17 protein-coding genes are annotated in these 18,807 nt (G+C 70.3%); 5 read left to right on the top strand and 12 right to left on the bottom strand.

Annotated features, from left to right (window positions below; translation table 11 throughout):
* Positions 1 to 30 precede the first annotated feature (30 nt).
* Together AC2AXK_RS13870 and AC2AXK_RS13875 are read right to left on the bottom strand one after the other, a co-directional pair.
* Positions 31 to 480: a DoxX family membrane protein gene (locus AC2AXK_RS13870; protein ID WP_484345984.1), complete on the bottom strand. Its 450-nt coding sequence runs from the start codon at positions 478 to 480 to the stop codon at positions 31 to 33.
* Positions 481 to 530: 50 nt separating this feature from the next.
* The gene (locus tag AC2AXK_RS13875; RefSeq protein WP_484345985.1) at positions 531 to 1,076 is read right to left on the bottom strand and encodes a ferritin; all 546 of its coding nucleotides are present in this window, start codon (positions 1,074 to 1,076) and stop codon (positions 531 to 533) included.
* Between the two features lie 162 nt (positions 1,077 to 1,238).
* On the opposite strand from AC2AXK_RS13875, the gene AC2AXK_RS13880 reads away from it, so the two are divergent.
* Positions 1,239 to 1,940 carry a sigma-70 family RNA polymerase sigma factor gene (locus tag AC2AXK_RS13880; RefSeq protein WP_484346050.1) on the top strand — a complete coding sequence of 234 codons (702 nt, stop codon included), beginning with the start codon at positions 1,239 to 1,241 and terminating at the stop codon, positions 1,938 to 1,940.
* Entirely contained in the window at positions 1,937 to 2,227 is a 291-nt protein-coding gene (rsrA, locus tag AC2AXK_RS13885; RefSeq protein ID WP_484345986.1) for a mycothiol system anti-sigma-R factor, read from the top strand. Before AC2AXK_RS13880 ends, rsrA begins: the two co-directional genes overlap by 4 nt.
* Before the next feature lie 120 nt (positions 2,228 to 2,347).
* On the opposite strand, the gene AC2AXK_RS13890 is transcribed toward rsrA, so the two are convergent.
* Complete coding sequence (locus AC2AXK_RS13890; protein ID WP_484346051.1) at positions 2,348 to 2,422, bottom strand: 50S ribosomal protein bL37; 75 nt, start codon at positions 2,420 to 2,422, stop codon at positions 2,348 to 2,350.
* Between the two features lie 199 nt (positions 2,423 to 2,621).
* On the opposite strand from AC2AXK_RS13890, the gene AC2AXK_RS13895 reads away from it, so the two are divergent.
* Together AC2AXK_RS13895 and AC2AXK_RS13900 are read left to right on the top strand one after the other, a co-directional pair.
* A complete protein-coding gene (locus tag AC2AXK_RS13895) occupies positions 2,622 to 3,710 on the top strand; it encodes a type IV pilus twitching motility protein PilT (protein WP_484345987.1) in 1,089 nt (362 codons plus the stop codon).
* Positions 3,711 to 3,760: 50 nt separating this feature from the next.
* Positions 3,761 to 4,630, top strand: coding sequence for a DUF4097 family beta strand repeat-containing protein (locus AC2AXK_RS13900; protein ID WP_484345988.1), 870 nt, complete (start codon positions 3,761 to 3,763; stop codon positions 4,628 to 4,630).
* Between the two features lie 109 nt (positions 4,631 to 4,739).
* Here the strand turns inward: AC2AXK_RS13900 and AC2AXK_RS13905 are convergent, their stop codons facing one another.
* From AC2AXK_RS13905 to AC2AXK_RS13935, 7 genes are all read right to left on the bottom strand, one after another.
* Positions 4,740 to 5,138: a VOC family protein gene (locus AC2AXK_RS13905; RefSeq protein ID WP_484345989.1), complete on the bottom strand. Its 399-nt coding sequence runs from the start codon at positions 5,136 to 5,138 to the stop codon at positions 4,740 to 4,742.
* A gap of 139 nt (positions 5,139 to 5,277) precedes the next feature.
* A complete protein-coding gene (locus tag AC2AXK_RS13910; RefSeq protein ID WP_484345990.1) occupies positions 5,278 to 5,892 on the bottom strand; it encodes a GDSL-type esterase/lipase family protein in 615 nt (204 codons plus the stop codon).
* A gap of 147 nt (positions 5,893 to 6,039) precedes the next feature.
* Complete coding sequence (locus tag AC2AXK_RS13915; protein WP_484345991.1) at positions 6,040 to 9,921, bottom strand: multifunctional oxoglutarate decarboxylase/oxoglutarate dehydrogenase thiamine pyrophosphate-binding subunit/dihydrolipoyllysine-residue succinyltransferase subunit; 3,882 nt, start codon at positions 9,919 to 9,921, stop codon at positions 6,040 to 6,042.
* Positions 9,922 to 10,208: 287 nt separating this feature from the next.
* On the bottom strand, positions 10,209 to 11,009 hold the full coding sequence (locus AC2AXK_RS13920; protein ID WP_484345992.1) for an ABC transporter permease: 801 nt from the start codon (positions 11,007 to 11,009) through the stop codon (positions 10,209 to 10,211).
* Positions 11,006 to 11,968: an ABC transporter ATP-binding protein gene (locus tag AC2AXK_RS13925; protein ID WP_484345993.1), complete on the bottom strand. Its 963-nt coding sequence runs from the start codon at positions 11,966 to 11,968 to the stop codon at positions 11,006 to 11,008. The genes AC2AXK_RS13920 and AC2AXK_RS13925 overlap by 4 nt, the downstream gene beginning before the upstream one ends.
* A 4-nt stretch (positions 11,969 to 11,972) precedes the next feature.
* A complete protein-coding gene (locus tag AC2AXK_RS13930; RefSeq protein WP_484345994.1) occupies positions 11,973 to 13,088 on the bottom strand; it encodes a HAMP domain-containing sensor histidine kinase in 1,116 nt (371 codons plus the stop codon).
* A gap of 12 nt (positions 13,089 to 13,100) precedes the next feature.
* The gene (locus AC2AXK_RS13935) at positions 13,101 to 13,829 is read right to left on the bottom strand and encodes a response regulator transcription factor (RefSeq protein ID WP_484345995.1); all 729 of its coding nucleotides are present in this window, start codon (positions 13,827 to 13,829) and stop codon (positions 13,101 to 13,103) included.
* 417 nt (positions 13,830 to 14,246) lie between these two features.
* On the opposite strand from AC2AXK_RS13935, the gene AC2AXK_RS13940 reads away from it, so the two are divergent.
* Positions 14,247 to 15,071, top strand: coding sequence for a M15 family metallopeptidase (locus tag AC2AXK_RS13940; RefSeq protein ID WP_484345996.1), 825 nt, complete (start codon positions 14,247 to 14,249; stop codon positions 15,069 to 15,071).
* 138 nt (positions 15,072 to 15,209) lie between these two features.
* Here AC2AXK_RS13940 and adhE read toward each other — a convergent pair whose 3' ends face one another.
* Positions 15,210 to 17,939 (bottom strand): bifunctional acetaldehyde-CoA/alcohol dehydrogenase, encoded by a 2,730-nt coding sequence (adhE, locus tag AC2AXK_RS13945; protein ID WP_484345997.1) that lies wholly within the window; start codon positions 17,937 to 17,939, stop codon positions 15,210 to 15,212.
* Positions 17,940 to 18,071: 132 nt separating this feature from the next.
* A complete protein-coding gene (locus AC2AXK_RS13950) occupies positions 18,072 to 18,674 on the bottom strand; it encodes a TetR/AcrR family transcriptional regulator (protein WP_484345998.1) in 603 nt (200 codons plus the stop codon).
* Between the last annotated feature and the right edge of the window lie 133 nt (positions 18,675 to 18,807).

The following is an 18,807-nucleotide window of genomic DNA, read 5'->3' on the forward strand; positions in this document are numbered from 1 at the left end:
GCACCGGCCTGCCCGGCTCGGGGAGGGACGTCAGTGGTTGACCTTCTTGCGGGCGTGCTCGACGCGCCACGCGAACCCCGGCCGTCCCTCGCGGTCGAGGCCCGCGAGCAGGGCTGCACCGACCGCGCCGAGCCGACGGGCGAACAGCGTCGTGCGCTCGCGGCGGTCGTCGCCACCGCTGAACGGCTCGTCGGCGACCGCGAGCGGCACCGTGAGGACCGCGAGGAGCAGCGCTGCCGTCCGTGGTGCCTTGCCGAGGGCGAGAGCCGCGCCAGCGGCGAGGGTGAGCGCACCGTGCGTCCGCACCGCCGTGGTCAGCTGGCGGTCGGTGAGCGGCACGCCCGGCCCGACGAGCCCGGCGATGCGGTCGGCCGGGACCCGCGCGGCAGCGACGTGGCGGTCGGGGTGACGCACGGCGTCGAGCCCTTCCTGGATGAAGGACGCGGACAGCAGGGAACGGGCGATGGGGCGGATGAGCATGTGGTTCTCCTTGTGCGGTGAGGTGAGGTGAGGTGCGCGTGACGGTCCGGTCAGATCGCGCCGCCGGCGGCGGGCGGGGCGTCTGTGTGGACCCCGCTGTCGCCGACGACCTCGCGCGCGAGGTAGTTCTCGATGTCGAAGAGGTTGTCGCCCGCACGCCGCGCGATCGTCAGGAGGGTGTTCGCGGAGGCGACCTCCTCGACCTGCTCCTTGAGGAACCACAGGAGGAACTGCTCACCCACGACGTCGCCCTCGGTGCGCGCGGCACGGAAGATCGCCTCGATCTGCGCGGTGACCTGGCGCTCCTGGTCGAGCGCGAGCTGGAGGGGCTCGACGACCGTCGAGAAGTCGTTGCGGACCGGGCCCCCGCTGGGGATCCTCACGGGCAGGTCCCGGTCGAGCATGTACTGGACGATCATCATCGCGTGGTTGCGCTCCTCGACCGCCTGGCGGTAGAAGTGCGCGGCGAGCTGGGGAAGGTCCTCGCTGTCGAACCACACGGCGATGGCGATGTACTGCTGGTGCGCGTCGAGCTCGTGGCCGACCTGCTCGCGCAGCAGGGTGAGGAACTGGGAGTCGGGTGCGATGGTCGTCATACCTGAACCGTATCCCCGTGGGTGGGGGTCTGGCCGCTCGAACCGCTCATCCCTCCCCGCGCTGCGAGCAGGTGCGTGGGTGAGCAGCGCGATGGGAATGCCCGGGCGGTGGGCGGCGTTGTGCCCCACGTGACCTGTGCTGTGGAGTGCCGACCAGCGGACCTGACGAGCGGACCGCGGACGTTCGTCGCCGTCGACGACCGTCCGCGCGAGGGGGCCGTCGGGCGACTAGGCTCGTCGGTGATGACCGACGACCTGAACCGCTCCCCGGAGACCGAGAGCGACGCCGCGCGCACGGCCCGCTTCGAGCGCGACGCGCTCGCGCACCTCGACCAGCTGTACTCGGCGGCGATGCGGATGACCCGCAACCCCTCGGATGCCGAAGACCTCGTCCAGGAGACGTTCGCGAAGGCGTACGCCGCCTTCCACCAGTACCGGCCCGACACGAACCTCAAGGCGTGGCTGTACCGGATCCTCACGAACACCTTCATCAACACGTACCGCAAGAAGCAGCGTCAGCCGTTGCAGTCCGCCGCGGACGACGTCGAGGACTGGCAGATCGCCCGGGCCGCCTCCCACTCCTCGACGGGTCTGCCGTCCGCCGAGGCACAGGCGTTGGACCGGCTGCCGGACTCCGACGTCAAGCGTGCGCTCCAGGAGCTGTCCGAGGACCGGCGGATCGCCGTCTATCTTGCCGACGTGGAGGGCTTCCCCTACAAGGAGATCGCCGAGATCATGGGAACGCCGATCGGCACCGTGATGTCGCGGCTGCACCGTGGGCGCGCGCAGCTGCGGGAGCTGCTCGGGGACTATGCGGTCGAGCGAGGGCTTGTTCCTGCCGGTGGTAAGGAGGACGTGCGATGACGGCCGACGACTGTACCGAGGCGATGCGGCACCTCGAGTCCTGCGACGAGGTGATGCGCCACCTCGACGAGTACCTCGACTCGGAGATGACCCTCCAGGATGCGCAGCGGATGCAGGAGCACGTCGCGGGCTGCTCGCCGTGCCTCGCCGAGCTCGGGGTCGAGGAGATGGTCAAGCGTCTCGTGCGTCGGTCGTGCGCCGAGCAGGCTCCGGATGAGCTACGAGCACGGATCCGCGCTGCAATCGCTGTGCACACCGCGTCGGCCGGGCCGCCGCCGACGCCCTGAGCGACGTCCCGTCGGCTGGCGAGCCGGGTGGAACGACGAAGGCCCGGCTGCCATGGCAGCCGGGCCTTCGTCGTCCGTCACGGCCTCCGGAGCATGCTCGGGTGGCCGTGCGACGTGAGGTCAGGAGTTGGGGCGCTTGCCGTGGTTGGCTGCGCTCTTCTTACGGTCACGCTTCTTGCGTCCGCGCTTGCTCATGATGGTCTCCTAGAGTGAAAGGAAGGGGTAGCCGCGCGTGTGGCCGCACGTGCCTCTTCCTATCGTCCCACACATGCCGCCGAGAACCAGCACGGGGCGTCCGGGGACGGCCCGTGACGCTCCGGTGGGCCGCGCCGGTGTGGCGGCCCACGCCCACCGAGACCCTCAAGTGCGGCGCGACGATGCCGATAGACCATGCGTGAGCGAACAGAGCCAGTCCGTCATCCCGCTGCTGCACGCACTGGCGAGCACCGGTGCGTCCGATCTCCACTGCAAGGTGGGGTCGTCGCCGCGCGTGCGTGTCGACGGCCGTCTGCGCCGGCTGCAGACACCCCCGCTCACCGAGGATGACACGATGTTCATGCTCTCGGAGGTGCTGCCGAGCCAGTTCGTCGACGACTTCGAGCGGTCGCACGAGGCTGACTTCGCGTTCCAGCTCGACGGCGTCGGCCGGTTCCGCGTCAACGCGTACCAGGCCCGTGGCCACGTCGGCCTCGTGTTCCGCCGGGTCACCGAGGGGACCCTGTCCATCTCCGAGCTGGGCCTCCCCGAGGTCGTCGGCGAGCTGGCGCTCGAGCCGCGAGGACTCGTCCTCGTCACCGGGCCCACCGGCTCGGGGAAGACGACGACGCTGGCCTCGATGGTCGATCTCATCAACACGCTGCGCGAGGTGAACATCATCTCCATCGAGGACCCCATCGAGGTCCTCCACACGGACAAGAAGGCGATCATCTCCCAGCGCGAGGTCCGGCAGGACACCGCCGACTTCACGTCAGCGCTCCGCGCGGCCATGCGCCAGGACCCGGACGTCATCCTCGTCGGCGAGATGCGCGACGCCGAGACGGTGCGCGCAGCCCTGCAGGCCGCTGAGACCGGGCACTTCGTCATGTCGACCCTGCACACGATCGACGCGCAGGAGACGGTCAACCGCATCGTCGACTTCTTCCCGCCCCACGAGCAGGTCCAGGTCCGTACGGCGCTGTCCCAGGCGCTGCGCGGGATCGTCTCGCAGCGCCTCGTGCGGCGCGCGGACGGCAACGGCCGACGTGTCGTGTCGGAAGTTCTCGTGAACACCGGACGCACCGCGGAGGCGATCGTCCACCCCGCAGACAACCCGCCCCTCCTCGACCTCATCAAGGAGGGCGAGTACTACAAGATGCAGACGTTCGACCAGCACCTGTTCGACCTCGTGCGGGACGCCGTCATCACGTACGACGAGGCGTGCGGCGCGGCGACGAACCCGCAGGACCTCACCGTCGAGCTGCGCGGCGCCGGCATCATCTCCTGAGCCCGCGTCACCGCTTGGTCGACCCAGGCCGCCGGGCTACCGTTGCGCGTGTGACCTCACAGAGCATGCGCACCGAGTCCTGGACCATCAGCGAGCCGAGTACCGTCTCGACCGCGCTCCTCGCGCGCGCGGGGAACCCCGAGGACACCGAGCCCCACCTCGCGCTCGACCTGCCGAGCCCCGTGACGACGGTCGTCGTGTCGATCAATGCCGGCTCCGTGCGGGTCGTCGCGCACGAGCACCTCGACGTCCGCACCGAGGTGCTCGCCATCTCGGCGCGACCGCTCGTCGTCGGCCTCGCCGGGGACGAGCTCCGGGTCTCGTACGACTTCACGGGGATCGACGGCGTCGTCGACCGGATCCGTGGGCTTCGGGACAAGGACTCCGTCGAGGTTGTCCTGCACGTGCCGCCGGCCGTGGCCGTCCGGGTGTCCACGGTGCGTGCGTCCGTGCACGTGGCGGGCGTCGAAGGCGCGGTGACCGTGAGCACCGTCGACGGCCCGGTCGAGCTCGACGGCGTCATCGGCTCCGCGACGGTGTCGACCGTGTCCGGCGCGGCGGACGTCGCGCAGCACCGCGGTCCCGTGAACGTCCGGACCGGTACGGGTTCGATCGGCCTCTCCGGGCGTCCGACGCGGGCCGACATCAGCACCGTCTCCGGGGTCGTCGCGCTCACCACCGACCCCGGCGCCTGCGTCATCACGACGAAGACGGTGTCCTCGGACATCGTCCTGCGCGCCCCCGAGGGCACCCGCATCGACCTCCACGCCCGGAGCGTCTCGGGCAAGATCGTGCTCGACGGCGTGGACCTGCGGGCCCGCGGGGCGCGCCCGGCGGGCGTCGACCGGGCGGAGCCGGACGCCACGACCTTCCTGTCCACGAGCACCGTCTCGGGCGACGTCATCGTCTCCCGCGGCTGAGGGATCCGGCGCGCTGGTCTGTTGTGCGCTGCCGCTGGGCAGGGGCCGGTGATGAGTGGGGCCTGTCCGCTCCCGGCGAGGCGTTCTTGCGCCGGTGATCCCGCGACGGCTAGTAGTCCCGCGACGACAGGACGCAGAACTCGTTGCCGTCGGGATCGGCCAGGACCTCCCAGGTCACGTCGGGTCCCTGCCCGACGTCCGTCCGCTGCGCCCCGAGTCCGATCAAGCGCTCGATCTCGGCCTCGCGGTCCTGGCCCGTATGCGGGGCGAAGTCGAGGTGCAGGCGGTTCTTCCCCTTCTTCCGATGCTCCACGGGCACGAACACGAGGCCGGGTGGTACCTGCTCGAAGGCGAGTGTGCGCCCGAGCTCGCGGGCCCAGGGTGGAACGACGACCGCCTCGTCGTCGGACTCGAGCAGCACCTCCCATCCGAGGGCCTCGGACCACCAGCGCGCGAGGTGGCGGTGGTCGGTGGACTCGATGACCGTGGAGTACCAGCGAAGCGTCATGGCACCACTCTGCCGTCTCCAGGAGGCTCGCGCACCGCGTCCACGGCCATCTCCCGGCCGCAGGTGACAGACTTCCTCCCGACCCGCCCGGACCGCAGCGAGACACCCGCACCCGGCGGACGGCACAGCTCCGACGGGCTCAGGCGGCGTCGTCGGGCAGCCCGAGCCACCGGTACCACCCGGTGTGCAGCACGAGCCACGCCATGAGGCCGTAGCCCGCCTGCCCGGGATAGGGCGTGCCGTTCGCTGCGAGGTCGCTCAACCACTGCTCGTGGCTGACGAGCGGGGTGAACGTGTCGACGTATGGCACCCGTCGGCGGTTCGCGACGTCCCCGAAGGCCGTCGACAGCTCACCGAGACGGTCGCGCTCCGCGTCCGGTCCCGGAGGTGGTCCGACGACGAAGGTGGGGATCTTCCTGTCGTCCGCGACGTCGAGGATGTTCGCGAGGTTGAGCCTGCTGCGGGCGACGGAGAGCCCGGCGGCGATGTCCGCGCGGCCGAGCGCGATGACGAGCCGGTGGTCGACACGGGGGTCGCCTGTCGCGCGCCGGTTGAACTCGGCCTCCCAGCGTGCGCTGAGCGCCGTGGTCGTCTCGCCGGGGACCGCGAGGGGGAAGACCATCGTGAGCGCGGGGGAGTGGGTGCGTGCGGTCACGCGCCCGAGCCAGCCGAGACCTTTCGGGTCTCCCACCCCGGCAGCGAGCTCGTCTCCGACGACGCAGATGCGCAGCTGGTCAGTGCCGGGCGAGGTCACAGGGGGCTCCCGTTCGGGTCGAGGGTGGAAAGGGCGCACGGTGCGTCGTGCCATTGTCCGCCCCCGTACGGCAGACGCCCGGCACACCGGTGGGTGTGTCGGGCGTCGGCCGGGTTGCCGCGGCGGACAGCGGGGGGACCGGACCGATCAGCGCTCGAACGCCCGCGCGATGAGCTCGGCCTGCTCCACCTGGTGCTTCTTCGCGGACCCCGCCGCGGGCGACGCGGACGCCGAGCGCGAGACGACGCGGAGCGGGCGACCGATGGCCGACGGGAGGTTGAGCGCGATGAACGGCCAGGCACCCTGGTTCTCCGGCTCGTCCTGCACCCACACGAGCTCAGCGTCGCCGAACGGGGCGAGCGCCTCGGTGACCGCCGCGGGCTCGAGCGGGTAGAGCTGCTCGATCCGGACGATGGCCGTGCGCGTGTCCTCGTTCTTGGCCTGGTGGGCGAGGAGGTCGTAGTAGACCTTCCCCGAGCACAGGAGCACGCGGTCGACCGGCGACCCGTCCGCGACCCGACGCTCGGCGGCATCGTCCCCGATGACCTCGCGGAAGGTGCCCGACGTGAAGTCCTCGGGCGCCGAGGCTGCGGCCTTGAGCCTGAGCATCGACTTCGGCGTCATGACGACGAGCGGGCGGCGGGGCCGGGCGTACGCCTGGCGCCGCAGCAGGTGGAAGTACGACGCCGGGGTGCTCGGGAACGCGACCGTGAGGTTGTCCTCCGCGCACATCTGCAGGAACCGCTCGAGACGGGCCGACGAGTGGTCCGGACCTTGTCCCTCGTAGCCGTGCGGCAGCAGGAGCACGACGGAGGAGTTCTGACCCCACTTCTGCTCGGCGGAGGAGATGAACTCGTCGATGATGATCTGCGCACCGTTGACGAAGTCACCGAACTGGGCCTCCCAGAGCACGAGGGCGTCGGGGCGCTCGACCGAGTAGCCGTACTCGAACCCGAGGGCCGCGTACTCGCTGAGGGACGAGTCGTAGACCCAGAACTTCGCCTGGTCGGCCGCGAGGTAGAGCAGCGGGGTCCACTCCGCTCCGGTCTCGCGGTCGTGCATGACCGCGTGCCGCTGGACGAACGTCCCGCGCCGCGAGTCCTGTCCGGCCAGGCGCACCGGCGTGCCCTCCATGAGCAGCGAACCGAAGGCGAGGATCTCGCCGTAACCCCAGTCGATGCCTCCCTCGCGGGACATCTTCGCGCGCTTCTCGAGGAGCTGGCCGAGCTTGGGGTGGACGGTGAAGCCCTCCGGGGGCGTCACGTGCGCGTGCCCGATCCGGTCGAGCACGCTCTGGTCGGTCGCGGTCTTCCACCCCACCATGGTGCCCGCGTCCTCACGCTGGGACTCGGGACGCTCGAGGCCGGCGATCGGGTCGGCGTCGGAGTTCGGCGTGTAGTCACCGTCCCGCGTCTCGGTGAACACGCGCTCGAGCTGCGCCTGGTAGTCCTGGAGGACCTGCTCGGCCTCGTCGAGGCTGATGTCGCCGCGCGCGACGAGGTTCTCCGTGTACAGCGTGCGGACGGAGCGCTTGGCCTCGATGAGGTTGTACATGAGCGGCTGCGTCATCGAGGGGTCGTCGCCCTCGTTGTGGCCGCGGCGGCGGTAGCAGATCATGTCGATGATCACGTCACGGTCGAACTGCTCGCGGAACTCGAAGGCGAGCCGTGCGACGCGGACGACCGCCTCGGGGTCGTCCCCGTTGACGTGGAAGATCGGAACCTGCAGGCCCTTCGCCACGTCCGTGCAGTAGAGCGTCGAGCGTGACGACGACGGGCCGGTGGTGAACCCGACCTGGTTGTTGATGATGACGTGGATCGTCCCGCCCGTGCGGTAGCCGCGCAGCTGGGACAGGTTGAGCACCTCGGTGACGACGCCCTGCCCCGCGAACGCCGCGTCGCCGTGGATGAGGATCGGCAGCACGGAGAAGCCGTCCCCACCGAGGTCGATGCGGTCCTGCTTCGCCCGGGCGACGCCCTCGAGGACGGGGTCGACGGCCTCGAGGTGGGACGGGTTGGCCGCGAGGTACACCTTGGTGCGGGCGCCCGACTCGGACGTGAAGGTCCCCTCCGTGCCCAGGTGGTACTTCACGTCGCCGGATCCCTGGACGCTCTTGGGGTCCTGGTTGCCCTCGAACTCCTTGAAGATCTGCGCGTAGCTCTTGCCGGCGATGTTCGCCAGGACGTTGAGACGCCCACGGTGAGCCATGCCGATGCAGACCTCGTCGAGGCTCGACTCCGCGGCGCGGGAGAGCACGGCGTCGAGAAGGGCGATGACGGACTCGCCACCCTCGAGGGAGAAGCGCTTCTGCCCGACGAACTTCGTCTGGAGGAAGGTCTCGAAGGCTTCGGCGGAGTTGAGGCGACGCAGGATCCGCAGCTGCTCCTCGCGGGGCGTGCGCTCGTACCCGGCCTCGAGACGGGCCTGGAGCCACTTGCGCTGCGTGCGGTCGGCGAGGTGCATGTACTCGGCGCCGATGGACCGGCAGTAGGAGTCACGCAGCAGTCCGAGGATGTCGCGGAGGGTCGCCTTGGGCGTCGACCCGAACCCGCTCGTCGGGAAGACCCGGTCGAGGTCCCACAGCGTGAGGCCGTGCGTCTGGACGTCGAGGTCCGGGTGCTTGCGCTGGCGGTACGCGAGCGGGTCGGTGTCCGCCATGAGGTGCCCGCGGGACCGGTAGGAGTGGATGAGCTCGGCGATGCGCGCGGGCTTCGCAGCCTCCGCGTCGGCGTCGATCGTGTTGTCACGCACCCAGCGCACGGGCTCGTAGGGAACGCGCAGGGACGCGAAGATCCGGTCGTAGAACCCGTCCTCGCCCAGGAGCTTGGTGCCGAGGATGCGCAGGAAGTCGCCCGACTGGGCGCCCTGGATGATCCGGTGGTCGTACGTCGAGGTGATCGTCAGGACCTTGGAGATCGCCATCCGGGACAGCTGCTCGAGCGACGCGCCCGCGAACTCGGCGGGGTAGTCCATCGCACCGACACCGATGATCGTGCCCTGCCCCTGCATGAGGCGCGGCACCGAGTGCACGGTCCCGATGGTGCCGGGGTTGGTGAGCGAGATCGTCGTGCCCTGGAAGTCCTCGACGGTGAGCTTGTTGCCGCGGGCACGGCGCACGACATCCTCGTAGGCGGACCAGAACTGCGCGAAGTCCATCGTGTCCGCGGACTTGATGCTCGGCACCAGCAGCTGGCGGGTCCCGTCCGGCTTCGCGAGGTCGATGGCGAGACCGAGGTTGACGTGCGCGGGGGTGATGACGGCGGGCTTGCCGTCGAGCAAGGTGTACCCGGCGTTCATGGCGGGCATCTCGGCAAGAGCCTCGACGAGCGCGAACCCGATGATGTGCGTGAAGGAGATCTTGCCACCGCGGCCACGGACGAGGTGGTTGTTGATGACGATGCGGTTGTCGACCATGAGCTTGGCAGGGATCGCCCGCACCGACGTCGCGGTCGGGACCTCGAGGCTCGACTCCATGTTCGTCACGACACGTGCGGCTGGGCCACGGAGCTTCGTGACCTGGGGGTCCGCAACCGGGGCTCGGTCCTTCGCGCGGGTCTCGGGCACCTGGGCGTAGGGGGCCGTGGCGGGCTGCGCCGTGGCGACGGGAGGAGCGGGCTCGGCGTCGGCCTGCGTGGGCGACGACTGCGCGACCGCGGCGCTCTGGACGGCCTGCGCCTGCTGGGCGGCCTGTGCGCCGTGCCCGGGCGCGGTCGAGGGGTTCGAGGGCTGCGGGGCCGAAGCGGGCTTCGCGTCCTTCACGGTGTCTGCGTCCTTCGTGGGGGTCGAGTCCTGCACGGTCTGGGGAGCAGGGGTGGTGCTCCTCGCCGGCGTCGGGCTGGCTGTGGCAGGTGCGGGCCGTGCGGGTGCGGCACTCGACGGGTCGGCGCCGTGCGCGCTGTCGGACGGCTGCGAGGGGCTGTACCGCTCGAAGAACTCCCACCAGGCGGGATCGACCGAGTCCTTGTCCTGGAGGTACTGCTCGTACAGCTCGTCGACAAGCCATTCGTTGGCGCCGAAGACGGCGCTCACATCGCTGATCGGCTCTGAGTCAGCATTCGAGGACACGCTGGGATCGCCCACTTTCACCACGGTTCGTCACCGCTCGGAGTGCGGCGCGAGACCACTCCACCCTAGAGCCTCCACGCTGTCGGTCGAGACCGAAAGTGGGCGGAATCACCCAACGACTTGTGTGATTCGTGAGGCGGTTCACTCGCAGGTAAACGCGCGGCAACGGGTCCGCGGTGTTCGTCCAAAGACGGTGCTGCCCAGGGCACAGTGGGGTAAGAGCGCCGGGAGCCGCACAGCGGCGACCTGCGTCAGGGCACGTCCCGGCGCAGGGACGTCGCAGCGCCGGCCGCCGCGAGGACGAGCGCGTAGGCGAGCAGCACCGCGAGACCCGCCCCCCACGGGAGCATGTCCCCCAGGCCCATCGCCGAGAAGACGCTGCCCCCCGTCGCGGCCTCCCCGGCCGCACCGGGCAGGAACTTCGCGGCCTCGCCGAGGGCGCCACCCAGGGTGCCGAGCACCAGCCTCAGCACGGCCTCGACGAACTGGGTGTAGATGAGGATGACGATCACGGCGAGCACCTGGTTGGTGATCAGCGAACCGATCCCGACGCCGACGCACGCCCAGACGGCCAGCACGAGGACGGAACGCAGCGCGAGCGTCCACGTCTCGGGCGCCAGGAGCTGGGTCGGGTTCCCCGTCGCGGCCAGTACCGCCGCCCCGGCGACGATCGTCGCGAGGGTCCCGACGATGCCGAAGATGAGTCCGACGGGAACGGCGGCGAGGACCTTGGCGCCGAGCACGCGGACGCGGTTCGGGTCCGCGAGGTACGTGGGGATGATCGTCCGGTGCCGGTACTCCCCGGTGACGGACAGTGCGCCGATCGTCACGGGGAACACATAGCCGAACGCGGCGGCGACGCCGTAGACGGAGGTGCGGACCATCTCCGGGGTGATGACGGGCGCATCGGGCCCGCTCTGGGCGCCCTCGGACAGGCTGAAGGCGAGGATCGCTCCGAGGAACGCCATGTAGCCGCCCAGGGCGAGCAGGAGGATCCACCACAGCCGTGTCGTCACGAACTTGCGGTACTCGCTGACCAACGACGCTCTCATGACGCAGTTCCTCCGGGCGTGGTGGTCGGGGTGACCGGGAGCGGCTCGCCGATCATCCGCAGGAAGATCTCCTCGAGGCTCTCCGAGCGGTCGGTGAGCCCGTGCAGCTCGAGCCCGGCGGCGTGCGCCGCGGCGCCGGCCCGGGCCGTCGTGATGTGCTCGACCTCGACGGTGCGCCCCTCGTCCCAGGTGGCGCTCGGCTCCCAGCCCTGCGCGACGAGGAGCTTCGCGAGCCCAGCGGGATCCGGTGAGGAGATCCGCACGCGGGGGACGGACAGGGTGTCGAGCGTGTCGATCGGTGACGCGTGGAGCAGGCGCCCGCGGGCGATGACGATGACGTCGTCGACCGACTGCTGCACCTCGGAGAGCATGTGGCTGGAGACGAGGACGGTACGCCCCTCGCTGGCGAGGAAGCGCAGGAATCCGCGCAACCAGCGGATGCCCTCCGGGTCGAGGCCGTTCGACGGCTCGTCGAGGAGCAGGACCCGCGGGTCGCCGAGCAGGGTGGTCGCCAGCGCGAGCCGCTGGCGCATCCCGAGGGAGTATCCGCTCGCCGGTCGGCGGGCGGCGGCCGCGAGGCCCACCTGGTCGAGGAGATCGCGGCAGCGGGCGTCGCTCGCCCCGGCGAGCGGTGCGTAGACGCGCAGGTGGTCGATCCCCGACCGTCCCGGGTGGAAGCTCGTCGCCTCGAGCGCCGCACCCACCTCGCGCAGCGGATGGGGGAGCTGCTGGTACGTCATGCCCGAGATGGTGGCGGTCCCCGACGTGGGTCGGGTGAGCCCGAGGAGCATCCGGAGCGTGGTGGTCTTGCCGGACCCGTTCGGGCCGAGGAAGCCGGTGACACGCCCGGGCTCGACGTCGAAGGACAGGTCGTCCACGGCCCGGACGGCACCGAAGTGCTTGGACAGGCCACGCACCCGGATCCTCCCTGGCTCGGGTGCTGCGGAGGTCACGCTCACGACGTCAGTTCTCCCTCGTCTCGAACAGCTGGTCGGGCCCGTCGTCGGGCCCGGGGTCGTACGGCGTGCCGTCCTGCGGGAGGGTGATGCGCAACGTCGCCCCGCTCGGGGTGTCCGCCACCTCGATCGTGCCTCCGTGGAGATCGACGGCCCACCGCACGATGGCGAGGCCGATCCCCGTCCCGCCCGAGGTCGTCGGGCCGGTCTGGCCGCCGGAGCCGCGGGCGAAGCGCTCGAAGATGCGTTGACGGTCCTCCTTGGCGATGCCGGGCCCCCGGTCGCTCACGTCGATGACCACCGAGCTTCCGGCGCGGCGCGCGCTCACGGTCACCACCTCCCCGAAGGGCGAGTGCCGGATGGCATTCTGCACGAGGTTGACGATGATCTGTCGCAGGCGCTCAGGATCGGCGGTGAGCGAGAGCCCCTCCGGTTCGACGTCGACGACGAGCTCGAGGTGCTTGCCCGCCTCGATGGTGGACATGGAGTCGACCGTCTCCTGGAGGAAGGAGTGCGCGTCGAGCTCCGTCATCCTGAGGTCGGCGGCGCCCGCCTCGATGCGGGACAGGTCGAGCAGGTAGGTGATGAGCCGGGTGAGGCGCTCCGTCTGGGTGAGCGCGGTCTGGAGCGTCGCGGGCGTCGGTTCGACCACGCCGTCCACGAGGTTCTCCAGCTGTGCCTGCAGGGCCGCGACGGGGGTCCGCAGCTCGTGGGAGACGTTCGCGATGAGCTCCCGGCGCACCTGGTCGGACGACGCGAGGTCCTCGGCCATGACGTTGAACGCCATCGCCAGCTGGCCGACCTCGTCGTGGCTCGTGGCGCGGACCCGGCGCGAGTAGTCGCCCTCGGACATCGACCGGGCAGCCGCAGTCATCTCCCGCAGGGGTGAGGTCATGCCGCGGGCGAGGATCATCGTGAAGAGCATGGAGACGCAGAACGCGAGCGGGAACGTGTACGTCGGGCCCGTCGTGTTGCGCAGTCCGATCCACGTGATGAACGCGGCGACCGTCACGCTCGCCGCGACGAGGACGGCGAGCTTGGTCTTGAGGGAACGGAAGCGGTCGAGCGGGCGGACGTCGGGCAGGTGGGGGCGCAGGGGCCGCGGATGCCGAGGGCTGCTCATGCGCGAGGACTCTCAGTCGGAGGTGGGCGGTTCGAACGCGTATCCGACGCCGTGCACGGTCCGGATGAGGTCGGGCCCGAGCTTGCGGCGCAGGGCCTTGATGTGCGAGTCCACCGTGCGGGTCCCGCTGGCGTCGGCCCAGTCCCACACCTCGGCGAGCAGGCGCTCCCGGGTCTGGACGGTACGGGGGGAGGACGCGAGCATGACGAGAAGCTCGAACTCGGTGGGCGTGAGGTGGATGTCGGCTCCCGCGCGGTGCACCCGACGCTGCGCACGGTCGATGTGCACGTCGCCGACGATGATCGGGGGCTCGGACGGATCCGCCGCGCTCGCCCGGGCCGCACGATCGACGCGCCGCAGGAGCGCCTTGAGCCGTGCGACGAGCTCCCGCATGGAGAACGGTTTCGTCATGTAGTCGTCGGCGCCGACACCGAGGCCGACGAGCATGTCGGTCTCGTCGTCGCGCGCCGTGAGCATGAGGATCGGTACCGGGCGGTCGGCCTGGATGCGACGGCACACCTCGAGGCCGTCGATCCCGGGCAGCATGACGTCGAGCACGACCGCGTCCGGCTGCAGCCGTGCCGCAGCCTCGACGCCGGTCAGCCCGTCGCGGGCGACCTCGGTACGCCACCCTTCGGCCGCGAGGCGCTGAGCGATCGCGGTCGCGATCGCGGGCTCGTCCTCGACGACGAGGATCGTGGCGCCGGGGCTGCTCCCGGCCGATGGTGAAGGTGCTGACATACGACCACAATCCCACACCTCGCGTGGGGCGCGGTGCATCCGGATTCCCGTGGCCGCGCCGACTGTGACGTGGAGGGGGTTGGCTGGACCGGTATCGTTCGTTACTCTTCCGTAACAGTACTTGCGGTCTTGCTCCTCCCGGTTCCTTCGCCCGGTTCGCCCTGCGGCGGAGACGTGCGGTGAGGAGTGGGACCGCTTCGTGCGACCGGCGTTCGGCGCGGGTTGTGACTACAGCGAGGTGTCGTGCAGCAGAGCAACATGCCGTCAGGCGAAGCGCCTCTCTCGAGGCGAGCCCTTCGGGAGGCGGCCGAGGCCGCGGCCGCGCAGAACTCGCGGCGTCCGAGGCTGACCCGCCCGACCGTGCAGCCTGCGGCGTCCCCTCGCCCCGCGCTCGTGGCGTCGACGACGGCTCAGACGGTGGCCGGACCGGCCGCGAAGCGGCCGGAGAAGCGCACGGAGACTCCCCGGCGGGGAACCGAGCGGGGTGCCTCGTTCGCTCCCCGGGCGCGGTGGATCCCTCGCGCAGCAGTCCTCACGGGACTCGCGATCGCGACGATCGCTGTGCCGCTCACCGCAGGGGCCGACGGCGGAGCTGGTACCGGGGCGTCCTCCTCGGGTGCTGGCACGGCGGTCGCCGCAGCTCTCCCGGCTGACGGCGTCGACGGACCCAGCACGCTCGAGGTCGTCGGTAACGCCACCGTCGACGCGACGCCGCCGCCGAGCATCGCCCAGGTCGTCCCCGAGGACCAGCGCACCGTCCAGGCAGCGAGCCGCTCCGCGGAGCGCACCGGGACCTCCGGGTGCGATGCGAGCACGGAAGCGATCGGCACGAACGGGAACCTCGACACGAGCACGCTGTGCAAGCTGTGGGGGACCGGGCAGATGCTGCAGGCGGAAGCCGCGGTGGCGCTCACCGCCCTCAACGACGCGTACGTGGCCGAGTTCGGCGTGAACATGTGCATCACCGACTCCTACCGGACGCTCGCGTCGCAGTACACGCTCAAGAGCCAGAAGGGTGGGTTCGCCGCACGGCCCGGGACGTCGCAGCACGGCTGGGGCCTCGCGGTCGACATCTGCAGCGAGAGCTACAAGGGCTCGGACAAGTGGGACTGGCTCAACACCAACGCTCCGCTGTACGGCTGGGACAACCCCCCGTGGGCGCGCAAGGGCGGCTCCGGTGCGTACGAGCCGTGGCACTGGGAGTACACGTCCGGTGTCGAGGCCCAGAAGACTTCCCGCTGAACGGCTGAGCACCCCGGCGGCCCGCCCGGAGACAGGCCGCGGCGAGTGCCCGCACGCAGAAGGACCCCGTACCGGTGGTACGGGGTCCTTCTGCGTCGCGGCTACCGAACGGGAGCTGGGCGGACGGTCAGGTGACCGTCACGATGCCGCGGGGTTCTCCGATGCCGCAGGGCTCTCGGACGCCGCGGAAGTCTCCGACGCCGCGGCCCGGCGGGCCCGGACCTCCGCGAAGGACGTGCCGTAGTAGGCCGCCTCCATGAGCGTCTTCATGTCCTCGAGCATCGGCATCCGCGGGTTCGCGGGAGCGCACTGGTCCTCGTAGGCGCCCATGGCGAGGGTGTCGAGCTGGCCGATGAAGTCGGCCTCCGGGACGCCCTGGTCCTGGAACGACCGGGGCATGCCCACGGCGTCGCGGAGCTTCTCGACGGCACGGGCGTAGGACTCGACGCCCTCCTCCGGTGTCGCAGCAGGGAGCCCGAGGTGCTGGGCGATCTGCTGGAAGCGCTCCGGAGCGACGTAGTGCTCGTACTTGGGCCAGCTCGTGAGCTTGGTCGGGACCGTGCCGTTGTACCGGATGACGTGCGGCAGGTACGTCGCGTTCGTGCGTCCGTGGATGAGGTGGAACTGCGCACCCGTGACGTGGGCCATGGCGTGGACGATCCCGAGGAACGCGTTCCCGAACGCCATGCCGGCGATGGAGGCCGCGTTGTGCAGCTTCTCGCGCGCCTTGACCACGGTCTCCTCCGTGCTGCCGGGCCCACCGACGACCGACGCCTCGATGTTCTCGAAGATGAGCTTGATCGCGTGGAGGCACAGCCCGTCGGTGAAGTCGTTCGCGTAGACCGACACGTACGCCTCGGTCGCGTGCGTCAGGGCGTCGAACCCGGAGTCGGCGGCGAGGAAGGACGGCATCATCGCGGTGAGCACCGGGTCCACGATCGCGACCGTGGGGGTGAGCGCGTAGTCGGCGAGCGGGTACTTCTTCCCCGACACCGGGTCGCTGATCACCGCGAACGGCGTCATCTCGGAGCCGGTACCCGACGTCGTCGGGATGCACACGAGGCTGGCCTTCTCGCCGAGGTCGGGGAACTTGAAGGCGCGCTTGCGGACGTCGAAGAACTTCTCCTTCATGTCGGCGAACTCGATCTCGGGGTGCTCGTAGAGCAGCCACATGACCTTCGCGGCGTCCATCGGCGAGCCGCCCCCGAGCGCGATGATCGTGTCGGGGTTGAAGTGCCGCATCTGCTCGGCGCCCTTCTGCACGGAGTCGACCGTGGGCTCGGGCAGGATGTCGTCGATGATCTGCAAGGCGATGCGGTCGCCGCGCCGGTTGAGCACGTCGAGGATCTTGTCGACGAAGCCGAGCTTCGTCATGGTCGAGTCGGTGACGATCGTCACCCGGCTGATGCCACGCATGTCCGCGAGGTAACGGATGGCGTTGGGCTCGAAGTACGTCTTCGCGGGGACCTTGAACCACTGCAAGTTGTTGTTCCTCCGACCGATGCGCTTGATGTTGACGAGGTTCACCGCGGAGACGTTGTTGGAGACGGAGTTGTGGCCGTAGGAGCCGCACCCGAGCGTCAGCGAGGGGATGAAGGCGTTGTAGATGTCGCCGATGCCGCCGAGCGAGCTCGGGGCGTTGGTGATGATGCGGACCGCCTTGACGCGGGACCCGAACTCCTCGATGACGGCTGCGTCCTCGCTGTGGATGGCGCCCGAGTGACCGAGGCCGTCGAACTCCACCATCTGCTCGGACAGCGAGATGCCTTCTTCGGCACCGTCGGCCCGGAGCACGGCGAGCACCGGCGCGAGCTTCTCGCGGGTGAGGGGCTCGTGGGGCCCGACGCCGGAGACCTCCGCGAGGATGATGGAGGTGTCCTCCGGGACGGTGAACCCGGCCTGCTGGGCGATCCACACGGGCGACTGGCCGACGACCTTGGCGTTGAGCTTCGCCTCGCCGCAGTTCGTGGAGCCGGCCTGGACGCCGAAGATGTACTCCTCGAGCATCGCCTTCTCGGCCGCGTCCGCCCGGTAGGCGTGCAGGGTCGCGAACTCTGCCATCGCGTCGTCGTAGATGGGTGCGTCGAGGATGACGGCCTGCTCCGACGCGCAGATCATGCCGTTGTCGAACGCCTTGGACAGCACCACGTCGTTGACGGCGCGCTTGAGCTTGGCGGACCGCTCGATGAACGCCGGGACGTTCCCGGCGCCGACGCCGAGCGCGGGCTTGCCGCACGAGTACGCCGCGCGCACCATCGCGTTGCCGCCGGTCGCGAGGATGAGGGAGACACCGGGGTGGTTCATGAGGAGGCTCGTGGCCTCGAGCGACGGGGTCGCGATCCACTGGATGCAGTTCTCGGGGGCGCCGGCCGCGACGGCCGCGTCACGCACGACCTTCGCTGCGGAGACCGAGCATCCCTGTGCGGACGGGTGGAAGCCGAACACGATCGGGTTCCGGGTCTTGAGGGCGATGAGGGCCTTGAAGATCGCGGTGGAGGTCGGGTTCGTCACGGGGGTGACCCCGCAGATGACGCCGACGGGTTCGGCGATCTCGGTGATCCCCGTGAGCTCGTCGCGGCTGATCACGCCGACGGTCTTGAGACCGACCATCGAGTTGGTGACGTGCTCGCACGCGAAGATGTTCTTCACGGCCTTGTCCTCGAACACCCCGCGCCCTGTCTCGCGCACGGCCTGGACGGCGAGCTCGCCGTGGTGGTTGAGCGCGGCGACCGAGGCCTTCTTGACGATGTGGTCGATCTGCTCCTGGGTGAAGGACGCGTAGTCGGCCAGCGCGCCCTGCGCGGCCTCGACGAGCTGGTCGATGTGCTGCGCGACCGATCCGGTGACCGGGGTGTCCGTGAGTGTCATGGTGTCCTCTTCGTGGCTACCTGGGGTGAGTGGGTCTACGCATCACGCTAGGTCGCCGAGGGGGCCGGCACATGCGTCGAAGGTCCCACGTGCCCGGTTCGCCAGGGGCGATCGGCAGGACCGGCGACGGGATCAGGTCGCCGCGCGGCTGTCCGTGGTCGGCTCCGAGGGGCGGCGTGCCCTGGCCCGGAGACCGTCGACCAGGGTCGAGACCAGGCGGTCGACGAGGTCGGGCGTGGCGTGCCGGACGAGGGCCGGCTGGGGGCGCGTGAGGATGGCGACGGCCACGACGAGGTCGAGCGCACCGAGGTCGTCCGGGACGAGGCCGGCGCTGCGGACGTCGATGAGCAGCGCGTCGACGGCTGCCAGGGCCGTGTCCTGGGCGGTGCGGACGGGGCCGTCGAGACGGTCGCCCAGGTGCTGCGACAGGGCTGCGGTGAGTGCGCCGAGGTCGAGCTCGACGAGTCGGTCGACGTAGGTGCGCCAGGCGGCCTCGGGTCCGTGTGTGAGCTCGCCGGCGGCCTCGTCCGTCGCTGCACGGATGTCGTCGAGGATCGCGAGGGCGACCTCGTCGACGATCTCGGCGCGTGAGGCGAAGTTGCGGTAGAGCGTCGCGATACCCACGCCCGCGCTGTCGGCGACCGCCTCGAGCGCGACGTCGCTGCCTGCTTCGGCGAAGAGCCGGCGCGCCTCCCGGACGAGGGCGGCCCGTCGTCGGGCGGCGTCTGCTCGCATGGCCTGCTCCAGCTTCTGAGGCTCGCATGCTCGGGGGATGGCGGGCGTGGCGCTGTGACGGATCTCCTGCGCACCCATCCTACGGGGAGGAAGATCCTCCGCTAAAGTGGAGGATCTTCCTCCACTACAGATC

The organism is Sanguibacter sp. Z6_81 (assembly GCF_057180625.1).